At 72.1% G+C, this 16,637-nt stretch carries 16 protein-coding genes; 9 read left to right on the top strand and 7 right to left on the bottom strand.

Annotated features, from left to right (window positions below):
* Nucleotides 1-540 precede the first annotated feature (540 nt).
* A complete protein-coding gene (locus GRC12_RS29535) occupies nucleotides 541-2,058 on the top strand; it encodes a glutamate-cysteine ligase family protein (RefSeq protein ID WP_208782519.1) in 1,518 nt (505 codons plus the stop codon).
* A gap of 164 nt (nucleotides 2,059-2,222) precedes the next feature.
* On the opposite strand, the gene GRC12_RS29530 is transcribed toward GRC12_RS29535, so the two are convergent.
* Nucleotides 2,223-3,992, bottom strand: a complete 1,770-nt coding sequence (locus tag GRC12_RS29530) for a substrate-binding and VWA domain-containing protein (protein ID WP_208782517.1) — start codon at nucleotides 3,990-3,992, stop codon at nucleotides 2,223-2,225.
* Between the two features lie 187 nt (nucleotides 3,993-4,179).
* Between GRC12_RS29530 and GRC12_RS29525 the strand changes: the two genes are divergently transcribed.
* Complete coding sequence (locus GRC12_RS29525; RefSeq protein WP_208782515.1) at nucleotides 4,180-4,980, top strand: CPBP family intramembrane glutamic endopeptidase; 801 nt, start codon at nucleotides 4,180-4,182, stop codon at nucleotides 4,978-4,980.
* Here GRC12_RS29525 and GRC12_RS29520 read toward each other — a convergent pair.
* Nucleotides 4,977-5,786 carry a PhzF family phenazine biosynthesis protein gene (locus GRC12_RS29520; protein WP_208782513.1) on the bottom strand — a complete coding sequence of 270 codons (810 nt, stop codon included), beginning with the start codon at nucleotides 5,784-5,786 and terminating at the stop codon, nucleotides 4,977-4,979. The two genes, GRC12_RS29525 and GRC12_RS29520, sit on opposite strands and share 4 nt — an antisense overlap.
* 179 nt (nucleotides 5,787-5,965) lie before the next feature.
* On the opposite strand from GRC12_RS29520, the gene GRC12_RS29515 reads away from it, so the two are divergent.
* From GRC12_RS29515 to GRC12_RS29500, 4 genes are all read left to right on the top strand, one after another.
* The gene (locus GRC12_RS29515; protein ID WP_208782511.1) at nucleotides 5,966-6,751 is read left to right on the top strand and encodes a cyclase family protein; all 786 of its coding nucleotides are present in this window, start codon (nucleotides 5,966-5,968) and stop codon (nucleotides 6,749-6,751) included.
* On the top strand, nucleotides 6,748-8,388 hold the full coding sequence (locus GRC12_RS29510; RefSeq protein ID WP_208782509.1) for a thiamine pyrophosphate-binding protein: 1,641 nt from the start codon (nucleotides 6,748-6,750) through the stop codon (nucleotides 8,386-8,388). The genes GRC12_RS29515 and GRC12_RS29510 overlap by 4 nt, the downstream gene beginning before the upstream one ends.
* Nucleotides 8,389-8,575: 187 nt before the next feature.
* Nucleotides 8,576-8,824, top strand: a complete 249-nt coding sequence (locus tag GRC12_RS29505; RefSeq protein ID WP_244373943.1) for a hypothetical protein — start codon at nucleotides 8,576-8,578, stop codon at nucleotides 8,822-8,824.
* A gap of 103 nt (nucleotides 8,825-8,927) precedes the next feature.
* Nucleotides 8,928-9,566 carry a PadR family transcriptional regulator gene (locus GRC12_RS29500; RefSeq protein ID WP_208782505.1) on the top strand — a complete coding sequence of 213 codons (639 nt, stop codon included), beginning with the start codon at nucleotides 8,928-8,930 and terminating at the stop codon, nucleotides 9,564-9,566.
* A gap of 64 nt (nucleotides 9,567-9,630) precedes the next feature.
* On the opposite strand, the gene GRC12_RS29495 is transcribed toward GRC12_RS29500, so the two are convergent.
* Together GRC12_RS29495 and GRC12_RS29490 are read right to left on the bottom strand one after the other, a co-directional pair.
* A complete protein-coding gene (locus GRC12_RS29495) occupies nucleotides 9,631-10,059 on the bottom strand; it encodes a type II toxin-antitoxin system Rv0910 family toxin (RefSeq protein WP_133047494.1) in 429 nt (142 codons plus the stop codon).
* 114 nt (nucleotides 10,060-10,173) lie between these two features.
* Nucleotides 10,174-10,341: a hypothetical protein gene (locus GRC12_RS29490; RefSeq protein ID WP_208782503.1), complete on the bottom strand. Its 168-nt coding sequence runs from the start codon at nucleotides 10,339-10,341 to the stop codon at nucleotides 10,174-10,176.
* Nucleotides 10,342-10,561: 220 nt separating this feature from the next.
* Here GRC12_RS29490 and GRC12_RS29485 point away from each other — a divergent pair, with 220 nt between their 5' ends.
* Both GRC12_RS29485 and GRC12_RS29480 read left to right on the top strand, forming a co-directional pair.
* Entirely contained in the window at nucleotides 10,562-11,107 is a 546-nt protein-coding gene (locus tag GRC12_RS29485) for a Clp protease N-terminal domain-containing protein (protein WP_208782501.1), read from the top strand.
* Nucleotides 11,108-11,274: 167 nt separating this feature from the next.
* Entirely contained in the window at nucleotides 11,275-12,273 is a 999-nt protein-coding gene (locus tag GRC12_RS29480; protein ID WP_208782499.1) for an EamA family transporter, read from the top strand.
* A gap of 191 nt (nucleotides 12,274-12,464) precedes the next feature.
* Here GRC12_RS29480 and GRC12_RS29475 read toward each other — a convergent pair whose 3' ends face one another.
* On the bottom strand, nucleotides 12,465-13,094 hold the full coding sequence (locus GRC12_RS29475) for an FMN-binding negative transcriptional regulator (protein WP_208782497.1): 630 nt from the start codon (nucleotides 13,092-13,094) through the stop codon (nucleotides 12,465-12,467).
* Nucleotides 13,094-13,777, bottom strand: a complete 684-nt coding sequence (locus tag GRC12_RS29470; RefSeq protein ID WP_208782521.1) for a pyridoxamine 5'-phosphate oxidase family protein — start codon at nucleotides 13,775-13,777, stop codon at nucleotides 13,094-13,096. Before GRC12_RS29470 ends, GRC12_RS29475 begins: the two co-directional genes overlap by 1 nt.
* 74 nt (nucleotides 13,778-13,851) lie before the next feature.
* Between GRC12_RS29470 and GRC12_RS29465 the strand changes: the two genes are divergently transcribed.
* A complete protein-coding gene (locus GRC12_RS29465) occupies nucleotides 13,852-15,183 on the top strand; it encodes an aminotransferase class I/II-fold pyridoxal phosphate-dependent enzyme (RefSeq protein ID WP_208782495.1) in 1,332 nt (443 codons plus the stop codon).
* Between the two features lie 613 nt (nucleotides 15,184-15,796).
* Here GRC12_RS29465 and GRC12_RS29460 read toward each other — a convergent pair.
* Nucleotides 15,797-16,637: DMT family transporter (locus GRC12_RS29460; protein WP_208782493.1), on the bottom strand; the 841-nt coding region annotated here is incomplete at its 5' end.

Here is a 16,637-nt window from a genome sequence, read left to right as displayed (position 1 = left end):
CCTCTCATTCGACAGGCACGGTGGCGCGAGGGCGGGGGCGGACGGCGCTGTCTGCTCACGAGGCGAGAGTGTCGGGGGCCGGGGTCTGGGAACGAGGAGTGTGGTGAGGTTTGCCGTACGTCATCCCCGACGGCAGGTTCCACGACCTGGGCGCCAACCCTCTGCCTGTTCGCGGAGTTTATACGACATATGTTCACACGGTGTTTCGGCTAGCCGTTTCCAGTGCACCCGGCAAGGGCGTATCCGGTCGGCGATGCGCGGGAATCATCCCGTTTCCGCTCCGGCCTTACGGCGGTGACCTCGGGTAATACCCCGGGAGCGGTCGGCCAATTCTCGTCGGCGTTTTTCACGAGTTCTTGTCGGCGCGAAACTGCGCCGTGCTGCATGCCCGGTGAATGTGCCGCCGGTCACGTCCCACCAGAGTAGCGCCCGACGGAGGGCTGTGGGGACGTTATCGATCGCCGAGGCGGGGCATCATCCCACGTGACCCGACACCGGCGGCCGAATCGTCGAGCCGCCCGATGCAGGAGGGAAGCTTCGATGGGGGAGAAGGTCGTGGCAGGTCGGATCGACCTCTCCGATCGTCAGCTCTACCGGGACAAGCTCCGCAGGTGCCTGACGGGACTGGAGCGGCTCCTGGCCGAGAAGCGGTTCGATCGCCCGAGGAATCTCATGGGGCTGGAGATCGAATTGAATCTGGCCGGCGCCGACGGGATGCCGAAAATGCTCAACGCGCAGGTCCTCGAACGCATCGCGAGCCGAGATTTCCAAACAGAACTCGCCATGTTCAACCTGGAAGTCAACATAGCCCCACATCCTCTGGGTGGCAGGGTATTCGACCGGCTCGCCGAGGAACTCCGCACCTCCCTGGCATATGCCGACCGGAAAGCCGGCGAACTCGACGCCGGAATCGTGATGATCGGCATTCTGCCCACGCTCGACCGGGACGACCTGGTCTCCACCAACCTTTCCGCGGTCGACCGCTACGCCCTGCTCAACGATCAGATCGTGGCCGCCCGCGGCGAGGACTTCGCGCTGGACATCGACGGCGTGGAGCGTCTGACCTGCACCTCCAAGTCCATAGCCCCGGAGGCCGCCTGCACCTCGGTGCAGCTGCACCTCCAGGTCACCCCGGGCCGCTTCGCCGACGTGTGGAACGCCGCGCAGGCCGTCACCGCCGCGCAGATCGCCGTCGGCGCCAACTCGCCGTTCCTGTTCGGCCGCGAGCTGTGGCGCGAGTCGCGGCCCCCGCTGTTCCAGCAGTCCACCGACACCCGTCCGCCCGAGCTGCAGGCGCAGGGCGTGCGCCCGCGCACCTGGTTCGGGGAGCGCTGGATCTCCTCCGCGCACGAGCTCTTCGAGGAGAACCTGCGCTTCTTCCCGGCCCTGCTGCCCATCTGCGACGACGAGGAGCCGCTCGACGTCCTCGACGCGGGCGGCATCCCCGAACTGCACGAACTGGTCCTGCACAACGGCACCGTCTACCGCTGGAACCGCCCCGTCTACGGCATCGCCGACGGCGTCCCGCACCTGCGCGTCGAGAACCGCGTCCTGCCCGCGGGACCCACCATCACGGACGTCATCGCCAACGCCGCCTTCTACTACGGCCTCGTCCGCGCCCTCGCCGAGGAGTCGAGGCCGGTGTGGACCCGGCTGCCCTTCGAGGCGGCCGCCGCCAACTTCGACGCCGCCTGCAAGCACGGCATCGAGGCGCGGCTGCAGTGGCCGCGCCGCGGACGGTACGGCGGGACGGCCGAGGTCGACGCGGTGACCCTGGTGCGCGACGAACTGCTGCCGCTCGCCGCGGCCGGACTGGACGCCTGGGGGGTCGAGCCCGCGGACCGGGACCTCTACCTCGGCGTGGTCGAGGAGCGCTGCCGGCGCCGGGCCAACGGCGCGACCTGGCAGGCGGCGACCTTCCACCGGGCGCTGGAGACCGGCATGACGCGCGATGCCGCGCTGGCCGCGACCACCCGCAGGTATCGCGAACTGTCGCTCGCGGGCGAGCCGGTGCACGCCTGGCCCGTGGGGCTGCCCGAACCCGTGCCCGCCGGGTGAGGGCGCTGGTCGGGCGGTTCCCGATCCACGGGGCGTCGCACTCCGGGGGTCGGTTTCGCCGGGCCGCGCCGGTCGCTCCCCGTCGGTACCGCGGGGGTCGCGGTCGGGCCGGTGTCGGGATGGGGCGTGGCTGTCGTTTCGGGCGTCCACCGCTTGGGGGATGGTCAGTCGTCGGGGTTGCCCTCGGCGCCTGCCGCGACGATCGCCTTCAGCATGACCGACTGGATGTCGGCGGGGTTGCTGACCGACTGGCCCGAGCCGCCGGTCGCCTCGGCGATTTCCTGAGCCTCCTGCCGGTCGGCGTCCGGACCCACCGCGATCATGATCAGCGGCACCGGACGCTGGGGGTCGGTGAGCTTCTGCAACCGGCTGATCAGCCCGCCACGGGAGATGCTGCCGGGGTCCTGGTTGACGCCGTCGGTGAGGACGACCAGGGCGTTGAACTTGCCCTGCACATATGACGAGGTGGCCTCCTTGTAGGCGGCGAGCGTGGTGTCGTACAGGCCGGTCGCGCCGTTCGGTACCGGCTGCAGAGAGGTGAACGCGGCGGACAGCTCGTCCCGCACGGTACCGCCGCCCTTCTGGTCGCCCAGGCGTTCGGTCGGCACCAGGACGCGGTAGTCCTTGTCGCCGTCGAGCTTGGTGGAGAACTCCCACAGCCCGATCTCGTCCTCGGGGGTGAAGGTCGCCAGGGCCTGCAGCAGCGACGCCTTGGTCACGTCCATCCGGGACTGGCCCGTCTTCGCCACCGGTTCCGACATGGAGGAGGACGCGTCCACGACCGTGGTGATCCGCGCGCTCTGCACCGTGATCGTCCAGGTGCCGAGCGCCTCCTGGAGCGCGGTGTCGGAATCCGGCTCGGGGGCTTCGGCGTCGTACGGCTGCGGGCTGCTGCCGCCCGCGCGCGCGACCACCGCCCGCGGTGCCCCGTCGTCGGAGGTGCGGAAGCCGTGCTTCTGCAGCAGGCGCAGCTGCTCGGGCTGGCGCAGGTAGTTCATGAACCGCAGCGCGGCCCGGCTCTGGTCGGTGGTCAGCTGGCCGACCATCGTGTACGGGTAGGTCAGCTGGGGCGAGCCGTCCTTGGGGTAGAACATGTCGAGCCCGGCGTCCGCGTCGGCCGAGGAGTTGTAGGTGTAGGCCGCCTGCTCGGTGAGGATCAGCGCCTCGTTGCGCTTGGGATTGCCCAGCTCGGTGCCCGAGGAGTCGCGCGGCAGCGTCTCCACGACCTGGGCGTCGGTGTCCGAGGTGCGCTGCGAGAGCGTCTTCATCATCGCCGCGGCCTGGGTGTCCCCGCCCTTGAGCTTGGCGGCGGCCGTGGTCAGCCGGGTCAGCGCCAGCAGCCCGGTGGCGCTGCGCGCCGGGTCGGCCGCGCCGAGCCTGAGCGAGTCGCTCTGCATGGCCGCGCCGGCCAGCTCCAGCCAGCTGTACGTCTTCTGCGGCCAGCCCAGGGACTTCGCGGCCGTCGGCACCATGGCCACGCCGACCGGCGTGGAGGCGACCGCACCCGCCGGGGTGACGTCGGTCGCCGCGCTGTTCGCCGTGATCCGGTCGACCCAGAGGTCCGAGTCCGCCACCCAGACCTGCGCGTCCGTCTTCCTGCCGGCCTGGAGTACGTCCGCGACCTTGTACGAGTCCCGGGCGGTCACCGACACGGCGACGCACCGCCCGTCGGAGGTGATCTTGTCCTCGCGGGCCTGTTTTGCCGCGGCACCCAGCACGGGCGCGATGTCCGGGGAGGCGACGAGGTTCAGCCGCACGGCGTGGTCCTGGCAGGACGAGCCGAAGGAGAGCAGTCCGCTCTTGACGGCACCCGCCGTGCCGCCGGCCACGGTCAGCACGAGGACCGTCGCGATGGCCACCGTGCGGCGGCGCGCGCGTGGACGGGGGTCGCTCGCGCCCGCCCCATACTGATCGGGCAAGCTGTGACGTCCCATGACGGTGGTGCCCCTCCCTGTTGAACCTCGTGCCGCGATACGGCCGTATGGCATGCAAAAGGGGAGGTACGCCCCGTACGGCGTCCGTCCCCCCAACGGCCTGTCACGCACGATCTTCGCAACTTCTTTCGAGACCCTAGCGGCGGGACGGTGACGATGAGGCGGGATTACTGAATTGGAGTCAGGTGTGCAGGCAGAGACGGGTGGGGTGGCCGATTCTTTTCCGCCCGAGCGGCTTTCGCGACGAATCCTCCGGGACGAGACCCTGCTCGTTCTGGGGCTTTCGCTCGGTGCGAGCGGTGTGTCCGCCCTGATCAGCTTTGTCGGATCGGTCACGAAACCGGGCGGGCTGAAGGACCAGGCGGCGACCATGAACGCCTCGGCCGCGCCGGGCCGTCCCTGGCTGGATCTCGCCTGGCAGCTGTTCGGGATCGCGTCCGCCCTGGTACCGGTCGCGCTCGTCGCCCATCTGCTGCTGCGCGAGGGCGGAAGCCTGCGCACCATCGGGTTCGACCGGACCCGCCCCTGGCCCGACCTCGCCCGCGGCGCCGAGATCGCGGCGGTGATCGGCAGTACCGGAATCGCCTTCTACCTGGCCGCACGCGGTCTCGGAGCAAACCTGACCGTGGTGCCCGAGGCCCTGCCCTCCGTCTGGTGGAAGTACCCGGTGCTGATCCTCTCCGCGATCCAGAACGCGGTCCTGGAGGAGGTCATCGTGGTCGGCTATCTGCTGCGCCGGCTGGGGCAGCTGGGCTGGACGCCGGGGGCCGCGCTGGTGGCCAGTTCCGTACTGCGCGGCAGCTACCACCTCTACCAGGGCATCGGCGGCTTCCTCGGCAACATGGTGATGGGCGTGGTCTTCGTCTACCTGTACCGGCGGTGGGGGCGGGTGGGTCCCCTGGTGGTGGCGCATTCCCTGCTCGACATCGGGGCGTTCGTCGGCTACGCGCTGCTGGCCGGCAAGGTGGGCTGGCTGCCGACCGCCTAGGCGAGCAGGTCGCCGTCGATGACGGTGACCGCGCGGCCGGTGAGCAGGGTGCGGTCGCCGCGCAGTTCGGTGCGGACGCGGCCGGAGCGGGGGGAGGCCTGCAGGCCGGTGAGGACCGGACTTCCCAGGCGCTCCGACCAGAAGGGCGCGAGCGCGGTGTGGGCGCTGCCGGTGACCGGGTCCTCGTCGATACCCACGTTCGGGAAGAAGCAGCGCGAGACGAAGTCGTAGCCCCGGGTGGGGTCCTCGGCGCGGGCCGTGGCGATGATGCCGCGCTCGGAGTACGCGCCCAGCGCCCTGAGGTCGGGGGACAGGCCGTGGATCGTCTTCTCGTCCGCGAGCTCCACGAGCAGGTCACCGATGTTCGGTCCGGTGTCGAGGACGGAGAGCGGCCGCGCGCCCAGCGCCTCGGCGACCCCGTCCGGCGCCTCGACCGGGGTGAGCGGGGCCGTCGGGAAGTCCAGCGTGATCGACCCGTCCTCCTCGGGAGTCGCGACCAGCACGCCGCTGCGGGTCGTGAACCGCACGGCGCCCTCGTGCGCGCCGGTCGAGTGCAGCACGTGGGCGGTGGCGAGGGTGGCGTGGCCGCACATGGCGACCTCGGTGGCCGGCGTGAACCACCTGAGCGCCCAGTCGGCCTCGCCGCCCTCGGGCAGCGGGTGCGCGAACGCCGTCTCCGCGTGGTTCACCTCCAGCGCGATCCTCTGCAGCCGCTCGTCCTCCGGGAAGGAGTCGAGGAGCAGCACCCCGGCCGGGTTGCCCGCGAAGGGACGGTTGGTGAAGGCGTCGACGATTCGGATACGCATGGCGTCGACGCTAGGACCCCGTGGCTCCCTGGCCCAAGGCCAATTCGCCACCACTGGCCTGTTTCCGGGACCGGCGTTGCCGTCTTGCCGGTTCATGCTGCGCCCCTGGACGATCCGGGAGACGCTGACACCCTGTACAGACAGGCGCCCGCAGTTCCGCTCCGTTCCAGGAGGCCGTCATGTCCCAGTCGTCCGTGCTCGCCGCGCTGCTGTCCGGGCTGCGGAGCGGATCCATCGAGCTCGTCGACCTGACCCAGCCGCTCTCGCCGTCCACCCCGGTGATCCAACTGCCGCCGCAGTTCGGGCAGACGCAGGTCTTCGAGCTGGAGGAGATCAGCCGGTACGACGACCGGGGACCGGCCTGGTACTGGAACAACTTCCGCAGCGGTGAGCACACCGGCACCCACTTCGACGCCCCGGTCCACTGGGTGACCGGCAGGGACCTCGCGGACGTGGCCTCCGTCCCCGCCGGACGGCTCATCGCGCCCGCGGCCGTGCTGGACTTCTCCGAACAGGCCGCCAAGGACCCCGACTTCCTCGTCGAGGTGGACCACATCAAGGCCTGGGAGGCCGACAACGGCCCCCTGCCCGAAGGGGGTTGGCTGCTGCTGCGCACCGGCTGGGACGCGCGCTCGCATGCGCAGGAGGAGTTCCTCAACGCCGACGAGAACGGCCCGCACACCCCCGGACTCTCCTCGGAGTGCGCGCGCTGGGTCGCCGAGGAGGCCCCGGTCATCGGCCTCGGCACGGAGACCGTCGGCACCGACGCCGGGCAGGCGCACTCCTTCGAGCCGGCGTTCCCCTGTCACTCCTACCTCCTGGGCGCAGACAAATACGGGCTCACCCAGTTGCAGAACCTCGCCGCCCTGCCGCCGACCGGCGCCGTCGTGATCGCGGGACCGCTGCCGATCGTCAGCGGCTCCGGCGCCCCGGCGCGCGTCCTGGCCCTGGTGGAGCGGTCGTGAAGGTCGCCGAGGCCGTCGGACGGGCCCTCACAGCGGCCGGGGTCGACCACGTCTTCGGGGTCGTCGGCTCGGGCAACTTCCACCTCACCAACGCCATGGTGGCCGCGGGCGCCCGCTTCGTCGCCGCCCGGCACGAGGGCGGCGCGGCGACCATGGCCGACGCCTACACCCGCACCAGCGCTACGGTCGCCGCGCTCAGCGTCCACCAGGGGCCCGGCCTGACCAACGCCCTGACGGGCATCACCGAGGCCGCCAAGAGCCGTACGCCGCTGCTCGTGCTGGCCGCCGAGGCGACCGCGCAGCACTCCAACTTCCGTGTCGAACAGGCGGTGCTGGCGCACTCGGTCGGTGCCGTCTCGGCCCGTCTGACCACGGCGCACGACGCGGTCGACCAGGCCCGCGCCGCCCTGCGCCGCGCCGTGCACGAACGCCGCACGGTCCTGCTCAACCTCCCCCTGGAGGTGCAGGCCCTGGACGTGCCCGCCGGGATCTCCCTGGACGCCGTACCCCTGCCCGGACCGGAACCCGTCGAGCCCTCGGAACGGGCGGTCGCCGACCTCGTACGCGCCCTGGAGCGCGCCCGGCGACCGGTCTTCGTCGCCGGCCGCGGTGCCCGCACACCGGCCGCCCGCGACGCGCTGACCGCACTCGCCGACCGGCACGGCGCCCTGCTGGCCACCTCCGCTGTGGCGCGCGGCCTCTTCCACGGCAGCCCCTGGACCCTCGACGTCTCCGGCGGCTTCGCGTCGCCCCTCGCGGCCGAACTGATCCAGGGCGCCGACCTGATCGTCGGGTGGGGCTGCGCGCTGAACATGTGGACCATGCGGCACGGCAACCTCATCGGCGCCGGCGCGACGGTCGTGCAGGTCGACGACGACCCGGAGGCGCTCGGCGCGCACCGGGAGATCGCCCTCGGCGTCACGGGCGACGTGACCCGGACGGCCGTGCGGGCGTTGGAGGCGGCGGGCGAGGAGCGGGACGGGTACCGCGCTCCCGATGTCGCCGAGGCGCTCGCGGCGCGGGTGCGGTGGCGGGACGTGCCGTACGAGGACGAGAGCACCCGGGACCGGATCGACCCGCGCACGCTGAGCATCGCCCTGGACGACATGCTGCCCGCCGAGCGGATCGTCGGCGTGGACTCGGGCAACTTCATGGGCTACCCGAGCGCGTACCTCTCGGTGCCGGACCAGGACGGGTTCTGCTTCACGCAGGCGTTCCAGTCGATCGGCCTGGGGCTCGCCACCACGATCGGCGCGGCCCTGGCCCGCCCGGACCGGCTGCCGGTCGCCGCGCTGGGTGACGGGGGTGCGCTGATGAGCGCGGTGGAACTCGACACCGTGCGCCGCCTGGGGCTGCCGATGGTGGTGGTCGTCTACAACGACGAGGCGTACGGCGCCGAGGTCCACCACTTCGGCCCCGACGGCCACCCTCTCGACACGGTCACCTTCCCTGAGACGGACATCGCCGCGATCGCGCGCGGCTACGGCTTCGAGGCGGCGACGGTACGCAGCCCCGCCGACCTCAAGGCGGTGGCGGACTGGGTGGCCGGCCCCCGCTCGGCCCCGCTCCTCGTGGACGCGAAGGTGACCCGGGACCACGGCTCCTGGTGGCTGGAGGAGGCGTTCCGGGGCCATTGACCGGGCCCGCGAGGACCCCGGCCCCGGCTGACCGCACTCCGGCGCCTCACGACCCCGAGGGCTGGGTCGACCGGTAAGACTTGTCGAACCCCACACCGAGTTGGGAGCGAGGATGGGACGGTGGCCTGAGGGTTCCGCCGCTGATCCGGAAGCGGCGCGGGAGCGGTATCACTCCGACATGCGGTCGATGCGCAAGGTACTGCGAGAGGTGATCAGGGCCGATCTCCGCACCGCGCACTTCGGTCTGGGGATCGTCATCGTCGCGAGCGTGATCATGGCCTTCCTCGTGGGACCCGCCGCTGGTGCCCTGCTGGCCGGCGCCTTTGGTGCCCTGTTCCTTGGTGCTCTGGGCGTCATGTTCATTCGCGGCATTCGAGGTCCGGACGCGCGGCGACGAGCCTATCTCTTCACTTTTGGTTGGGCGAACTGGGTGTAGACCCGGCGGAGAAGCCCACGACCGGCAGGGGCTTGCCACGCGAACGGTTCCGATATATCGTTGACGCATCGCGACAGATCAACGAACGAATGGAGTGATTGCGATGCGTACCCATGGATTCGAACGTGGACACGGTGGACCCGGCCCTCGTGGTCGGGGTGGTTTCGAGGGTCGGCGTGGTGCCTTCGGTCCCTTCGGGCCGGGCGGACCCGGCGGTGACCCGCGCGGCGGCTTCGGTTTCGGCGGACCCGGCTTCGGCCCGGGCCCCTGGGGGCCGCGAGGGCGCGGCGGACCGAGGGGAAGGGCACGGCGAGGCGATGTACGCGCGTCGATCCTGGCCCTGCTCAAGGACCGTCCGATGCACGGTTACGAGATGATCCAGGAGATCGCCGAGCGCAGCGGCGGGGCATGGAAGCCCAGCCCCGGCTCGGTGTACCCCACCCTCCAGCTGCTGGAGGACGAGGGCCTGATCACCAGCGCGAGCGAGGGCGGCAAGAAGCTGTTCTCGCTCACCGAGTCCGGCCGCGCGGCGGCCGACGAGGGCCCGGACGCGCCCTGGGAGGAAGCCTCCCGCGGTATCGACTTCGAGGCGCTCGGTGAGATCCGCCAGGCCGGCTTCGGGCTGATGGAGGCCTTCGGCCAGGTCTGGAAGACCGGCAGCAAGGAGCAGCGCGAGAAGGCGCTGACCGTCATCAACGAGGCCCGCAAGAAGCTGTACCTGATCCTCGCCGACGAGGACTGAGCGTCCTACGGCGGCGAAGGCGCCCCACGGAGCGATCCGCGGGGCGCCTTCCCGTGTCCGGCGGTCAGGACACCAGCCCGGCGAGCTTGCGCAGCGACTCGTTGAGGGCGGCGGTTCCCGAGTCCCTGAGCTTGCCCGCCATCAGGGTCACCGCGGCGCCCGTGAACTCCCCGTCGATGCGGACCTTCGTGGCGTCCCCGTCGGGGGTCAGGGTGTAGCGGGTGGCCAGGCTCACGGCCATCGGACCCTTGCCCGTGATGACGAAGAGCCGGGCCGGTTCCACTTCCGAGACGGTCCACTCGACCTCGGCCGGGAAGCCCATCAGCTTCATGTTCTCCTGGAAGGTCGCGCCCACTTCGAGCGCCGCCGGGCCGCCCTGCGGAAAGCCGGTGTGGGTGGCGTTCCACTCGCCGTACGCGGGCCAGTCCGTGAGCTGTGCCCACACCTTCTCGGCCGGCGCCTCGATCCGTGCCTCCGCGCTGATTTCGGGCATGCGACCACCTCTTCGTGTCGGGCTGTGGTGTCGCGGAAAGTAACCGCAGGGGTCGCAACATTCAATACTGACGAGCCGTCAGAAATTGTGCGGTTTCCCGGCGGTACGGCGCCCTCAGCCCACCCGCCGTATCAGCGCGGCGTCGAACACGTCCCACGCGCGCGGGAAGGCGCTCTCGTCATGGCAGTGCCAGGCGTCCCAGAACAGGTCGGCGGGCAACGCGTCCTTAGGGGCGTCCACCCGGTACACGTACTGCTTGCCGTCCACGGCCGGCAGGGACACCAGCCAGCACCCTCTCTCCACGCACCGGTGGGACGTGCGACGGAGCGCCGCGGTTGCACATCCGGCGCACGGCAAGGCGGCGCGCGCCCCTCCGGGTAAAGCCACCTGATCTCATCCGCAAGGAGGAGATTCCGGCGTTCGCCGTCCACTCTCCGTGGGACGCGGAAATGGTTCCCCCCGGGGATGACCGCGGACGCCGGGGACTGATGAGGTGGGGGTTGTGCCACCCCGTATACCCCGACAGCAGGCCGAGGAGCCGGCCGTCGGTCCTCGCCCGGACAACGATGCCAAGCTCAGCGCCGCACTGGCAGCGGTGGTCTCGGGCGCCCGCCGCCGCGCGGTCCGCGACGGGGACCGGCAGATCGACACCGCCCATCTGCTGCACTCGCTCCTGGAGTACGACCCCGAGGTGCGCGCCGTCTTCGACGACGGAGCGGAGAACGCCCGGCTGCTCGGCTATCTCGTGCAGCGCAGCATCGGCTACGGGCTGCGCTGGCAGGGTTCGGTGGAGGACTCCGGCGCCGTGCCCATGGCGACCGAGGGCGCGGGATTCTCGCCGCTGGCCGCGGGTGCCATGGAGAACGCCGCCGCACGCGTCGCCCGCCGGGGCGAGGACGCGGCGCTCGGCGTCGACCTGCTCGCGGCGATCCTCACGGACCCGCAGGCGCGGGCCGTCGAGGTGCTGGCCCGCGCCGGAATCGACCCGCAGGAGGTACTCGCCCGGATCGAGGACCGGCTCGCCCGGCCGGAGTGGTCGGGCCAGTGAGTGGTACCGGGTCGGAGGGGGCCGGCTGCTGAGGCGCATCGAGCCCACGGGATCGGCCGCGGATGCGCATCGGGCCGGAAGGGTCCGGCCGCGGAGGGGCGCCGGACCGTCCATCCGGTGAGACAGGTGTCATCGGGGGTGACGCTCCTGTCGTCGCCTGTCATCATGTGCCGGTGCGCACCTCACAGAGCAGTCAGGCCGGTCGTGGCAAGGGCGTAGGGCTCGCGCTCGTGTCCGCCCTCGCCTTCGGAGGGTCCGGCGTCGCGGCGAAGCCGTTGATCGAGGCCGGGCTCGACCCGCTGCACGTGGTGTGGCTGCGGGTGACCGGCGCGGCCCTGGTGATGCTGCCGATCGCGGTGCGCCACCGCACGCTGCTGTTCCGCCGCCCCGCTCTGCTGGCCGGGTTCGGCCTGCTCGCGGTGGCGGGGGTGCAGGCCTGTTACTTCGCCGCCCTCTCCCGCATCCCCGTCGGGGTCGCGCTGCTCGTGGAGTACCTCGCGCCCGCCCTGGTGCTGGGCTGGGTGCGGTTCGTGCAGCGGCGGCCGGTCACTCGCGCCGCCGGGGTGGGAGTGGTCCTGGCGGTCGGCGGTCTGGCCTGTGTGGTCGAGGTCTGGTCGGGCCTGAGCTTCGACGCCCTCGGCCTGCTGCTCGCGCTCGGCGCCGCCTGCTGTCAGGTCGGTTACTTCGTCCTGTCCGACCAGGGCAGCGACGCCGGCGAGGAGGCTCCGGATCCGCTGGGCGTCATCGCCTACGGCCTGCTGACCGGCGCCCTGGTGCTCACGGCCGTCGCCCGCCCCTGGTCGATGGACTGGTCGGTGCTGTCCGGCACCGCGCACATGAACGGCACCCCGGTCGCGGCCGGCCTGCTGCTGGCGTGGATCGTGCTGATCGCGACCGTCCTCGCCTACGTCACCGGCGTGCTGTCGGTACGCCGGCTCTCGCCGCAGGTCGCGGGCGTCGTGGCCTGCCTGGAAGCGGTCATCGCGACCGTCCTGGCCTGGGTGCTGCTCGGCGAGCACCTCTCGGCACCGCAGATCGCGGGCGGCGCCGTCGTCCTCCTGGGCGCCTTCATCGCCCAGTCCTCCGCACCGGCCAAGCCCTCCCCGGACCCGGTGGCCGGCGGCGGCCCGGAACGCGAGTTGTCGGCCCGGGGAACGGCCGCCTAGCGCTCGCCTAGGCCTGTTGCGAAAGTCCCACCGTCCGCCCGCAGGCGGGCCTCGGTGTCATGGGGAGCGTGCCGGGCGTCGTGGGGCCGGCGGGACTTTCGCAACAGGCCCTGCCGGAGCGGGTATGCGGAGAGGGGCCCTCCCCCGTGCGGCCCCTCTCTCAATGATCAGCGCCAGGAGGGCAGTTGGTGTCACACCCCGTGCCTGCGCGCCAGATGCCCACGCGCTGCCGCGTCACGCGGACCGTCTCGCCGCGTCAGCGCGGCCGCCACCCGCTCGTGCACCTCGGGCTTGTGGTTGGCGTACTTGAACTTCGCGCGGACGTCCAGGACTTCGAGCCGTATCCCGCGCAGACCGGCGAGCATCCTGCCGTACGGCACCTCGCCCGCCGCCACCCTCGCCGAGCCGCCCTCCGGCTGGAAGTGGTCGACCAGGCGGTTGAGCAGCTCGGCCTTCTCGGCCGGATCGTCCACCAGGTGCGCCCGGCACCGGAGCTGGACCGCCGCGTAGTAGCTCGTCGGCGTGCCGTGCTCGGACGGTGTGCCGGGCATGGCCTGCCAGTAGCCCGGCGCGTACACGTAGTCGTCGACCACGCTCAGCACGACGTCCGGGTTCGCCTCCAGCGCCGGCCACAGCGGGTTGGGCCGGGCCAGGTGGGTGAGGACCTCGCCGCGCCCGTCGTCGTAGAGGAAGTGCAGCGGCTGGACGTACGGTGCCTCGCCGGGCAGTCCGTTGACGGCGAGCTGTCCGAAGTCGTGGACCGCGAGCCACTGCTGCCACTCGGCGTCGTCGCGTGCCGCGTCCCAGGGGTGGATCAGCATCAGCGGACTGCCAGGTAGTCGGGGAGTTCGATGCCGGGGGTCAGGTCCGCATCGGCCTCGGGGGTGTCGTACCCCTTGCGCAGCGGGACGAGGCCGGCCCAGTGGGGGAGGGCGAGGTCCTCGGGCTCGTCGTTCACTCCGCCGGTGCGGAGCTTGGCGGAGACCTCGTCGAGGTCGAGGCGGATGACGGCGGTGGCCGCGAGCTCCTTCTTGTTCGCCGGGCGCGCGTCGGCGGCGCGGCCCGGCACGACGTGGTCGACCAGCGCGTCCAGGGCCGCCCGCTTCTCCTCCGGGTCCGTGACGTCGTGGGCGATGCCGTGGACCACGACGGAGCGGTAGTTGATCGAGTGGTGGAAGGCGGAGCGGGCCAGTACCAGCGCGTCGACGTGTGTCACCGTGAGGCAGACCGGGAGCCCCGGGTCGGCCTGTCCGGTCATCCGCAGCGGACGCGAGCCGGTCGAGCCGTGGACGTACAGCCGCTCACCGACCCGCCCGTACAGCGTCGGCAGCACCACCGGCCGCCCGTCGCGCACGAAGCCCAGGTGGCAGACGTATCCCTCGTCGAGTATCGCGTGCACCAGTTCCCTGTCGTACGACGCCCGGTCCGCCGAGCGCGTGGGGACGGTGCGGTCGGTCGGCGTGTAGGCGGCGGGCGGCGACGTCGGCTGGGCGGTCCCCTGCATGGCGTTCTCCAGTAACTCGTTCGACTCGGTGCCTCGTCTTGCACGGAACATTGCACTAGTGCATAATCTGCTTTGTGCTAGGAGGATATCGGATCGAAGGGCGACGCGCAGCAGAGATCGCGGCGAGCGTCGAGCGCGCGGTGGGTTCCGGGGAGCTTGAGCCGGGGCAACCGCTTCCTCCCATGCGGGAGTTGGCGGTCGAGCTGGCGGTGAATCCCAATACGGTCGCGGCCGCGTACCGGATCCTGCGGGAGCGCGGGGTGATCGAGACGGCCGGGCGGCGGGGGAGCCGGGTGCGGTCGAAGCCGGCGACCACGGGCCGCGAGTACGCGCGGATGGACGTGCCCGAGGGCGTGCGGGACGTGGCGAGCGGCAATCCGGACCCGGCGCTGCTGCCGCCGCTGGCGAAGGCCTTCGCGGCGGCCGCGGAGCAGGGCGACCGGGACCCCGTGCTCTACGGGGACGCCCTCATCGAGCCCGAGCTGGCCCGTATCGCCCGTGCGCGCCTGGAGGCCGACGGTGTGCCGGACGGGCCGCCGGCCGTCACGTCCGGCTCGCTGGACGCCATCGAGCGGGTGCTCGCGGCGCACCTCAAGCCCGGGGACACCGTGGCCGTCGAGGACCCCGGCTGGGGCAGCCTGCTCGACCTGATCCCGGCGCTCGGACTGCGCACGGCCCCGGTCGGCGTCGACGACGAAGGGCCGCGGGCCGAGGACGTACGGCGGGCCCTGGAAGCCGGCGCCCGGGCGCTGGTCGTCACCGACCGCGCCCAGAACCCGACCGGCGCCGCGGTGACCGCCGCACGCGCGCGTGCCCTGCGGGCCGTGCTGCGGGAGCACCCGCAGACCCTGCTGATCGAGGACGACCACGGCCACGGCATCGTCGACCTGCCCCTGCACCCCCTGGCCGGAGTCACCCACCACTGGGCTCTCGTCCGCTCGGTCGCCAAGGCCTACGGCCCCGACCTGCGCCTCGCCGTGCTCACCGGCGACCCCGTCACCGTCGACCGCGTGACCGGCCGGCACCGCCTGGGCCCCGGCTGGGTCAGCCGCATCGTCCAGCGGGCGGTGGTGCACCTGTGGACCGACGACGCCCTCGACCCGAACGCGGTGGCGGCCGCCTACCGGGAACGCCGTGACCTGCTGATCGACGCACTCGCCGAGCGGGGCGTCGCCGCACACGGCCGCAGCGGCATGAACGTCTGGATCCCGGTCCCCGACGAGACGGGCGCCGTCGCACGCCTCCTGCACGCCGGCTGGGCCGTGTCCCCGGGAGCCCGCTTCCGCATGAGCGCCCCGCCCGGCATCCGCATCACGATCTCGACTCTCACCCCGGAGGAGACGCCACCGCTGGCGGACGCGATCGCCCGGGCCCTGGGACCGGCGCCTACGCGTACCTACGTCTGAGCCGGCCCCGTCACCCGAGAGTCCCGCCCACCGGGGCTCTCTCGAACGCCCCCGCGGGTGGGCGTGGATCGTCTGCCCGGCGGCGAGCGCGGCCCCACCGCGTACCTATGTCTGAGCGGGCCCCGTCACCCGAGAGTCCCGCTCACTGGGGCTCTGTCGAACGGCCCCGAGGGTGGGCGTGGATCGTCTGCCCGGCGGCGAGCGCGGGCCCCACCGCGTACCTACGTCTGAGCGGGCTCCGTCACCCGAGAGTCCCGCTCACTGGGGCTCTGTCGAACGGCCCCGCGGGTGGGCGTGGATCGTCTGCCCGGCGGCGAGCGCGGGGCCCACCGCGACCTGCCACGTGACCCGTGCGCCATCGAAGGGGCCGTGGGCGACGAGAGGCCCAAGCGGCGCGGCGAAGCCGGACCCTTCCCGGCCGGTGCGACCAACGCTCCGGGTACGGCGGTCGCCCGCCTGCCGGTGGTCGGCGGTCTCCTGGTGCGCCCGACCCTGGGTGACGCCGACCCGGCCCGCCCTCTCGACCAGCACCCGGAGCCGGACGGCAGGCGTCGCGGCGGAAGTTCCGCGGTTCCCCATCTGCTTGCCCTGGAGGTCGACGCCTGCCCATGCCTCAGGCGCGCCGGCCCACCTGGGTCAGTGCCGCACCCGCCAGGACGATCACCGCACCCACCGGGGTCGACCAGGTCAGGGACTCGCCGAGGACGGCCACGCCCGCGGCGGTGGCGATGACCGGGATGAAGTACGTGACCATCTGGGCCGTCGTGGGGCCGACCTCGGCGACCAGGCCGTACTGGACGAGCACGGCGAGGCCGGTGCCCAGGGCGCCCAGCGCGGCGATCGCGAGAAGGGGGAGGGCCGGGAAGCGGGTGGGAAGGGAAGTGAACAGCGGGGTCACCACGGCCAGTTGGGCGGTCGCCAGCAGCAACTGGGCGCCCGTCAGGGAGAGGTTCGAGTGGCTGGACCCGGCCAGGGTGCGACGGACGTAGATCCAGCCGACGGGGTAGCTCAGCGAGGCCGTCAGAGCCATCGCCGTGCCCGTGGCGTCCAGGCCGTGGAAACCCTGCCAGGCGCCGAGGACCGTCAGGACGCCGAGGAAGCCGATGCCGAGCCCCGCGACCCGGACGCGGGTCGGCCGGTCCTCCGAGAGGGCGACCAGGGACAGGGCCATGCCCCACAGCGGCGAGGTCGCGTTGCAGATGCCGGCCAGCGTCGAGGGGATCGTCAGCTCGGAGTAGGCGAAGAGCGAGAACGGCAAAGCGTTGAGCAGGAACGCCGCGACCGTCAGATGTGCCCAGGTCCGCACGCCCCGCGGCAACCGCTCCCGCCTGACCGCCATCGCCCCCGCGAGCACCGCCGTACCGAACACCAGCCGCCCGAGGGTGACCTGGAACGGCGCGTAGCCCTGGGTGCCGACCTTGATGAGGAGGAAGCTGAAGCCCCAGATCAGGGAC

This window comes from Streptomyces griseorubiginosus (assembly GCF_017614965.1).
Classification (GTDB): domain Bacteria; phylum Actinomycetota; class Actinomycetes; order Streptomycetales; family Streptomycetaceae; genus Streptomyces; species Streptomyces griseorubiginosus_B.
This window is presented reverse-complemented; position numbering and strand designations above follow the sequence as displayed.

Excerpts from the sequence above, each read along its gene's own strand:
- GRC12_RS29535 (WP_208782519.1), top strand. The coding sequence starts at position 541 with ATGGGGGAGAAGGTCGTGGCAGGTCGGATCGACCTCTCCGATCGTCAG.
- GRC12_RS29515 (WP_208782511.1), top strand. The coding sequence starts at position 5,966 with ATGTCCCAGTCGTCCGTGCTCGCCGCGCTGCTGTCCGGGCTGCGGAGC.
- GRC12_RS29475 (WP_208782497.1), bottom strand. The coding sequence starts at position 13,094 with ATGCTGATCCACCCCTGGGACGCGGCACGCGACGACGCCGAGTGGCAG.
- GRC12_RS29470 (WP_208782521.1), bottom strand. The coding sequence starts at position 13,777 with ATGCAGGGGACCGCCCAGCCGACGTCGCCGCCCGCCGCCTACACGCCG.
- GRC12_RS29495 (WP_133047494.1), bottom strand. The coding sequence starts at position 10,059 with ATGCCCGAAATCAGCGCGGAGGCACGGATCGAGGCGCCGGCCGAGAAG.
- GRC12_RS29520 (WP_208782513.1), bottom strand. The coding sequence starts at position 5,786 with ATGCGTATCCGAATCGTCGACGCCTTCACCAACCGTCCCTTCGCGGGC.
- GRC12_RS29500 (WP_208782505.1), top strand. The coding sequence starts at position 8,928 with ATGCGTACCCATGGATTCGAACGTGGACACGGTGGACCCGGCCCTCGT.
- GRC12_RS29530 (WP_208782517.1), bottom strand. The coding sequence starts at position 3,992 with ATGGGACGTCACAGCTTGCCCGATCAGTATGGGGCGGGCGCGAGCGAC.
- GRC12_RS29505 (WP_244373943.1), top strand. The coding sequence starts at position 8,576 with ATGCGCAAGGTACTGCGAGAGGTGATCAGGGCCGATCTCCGCACCGCG.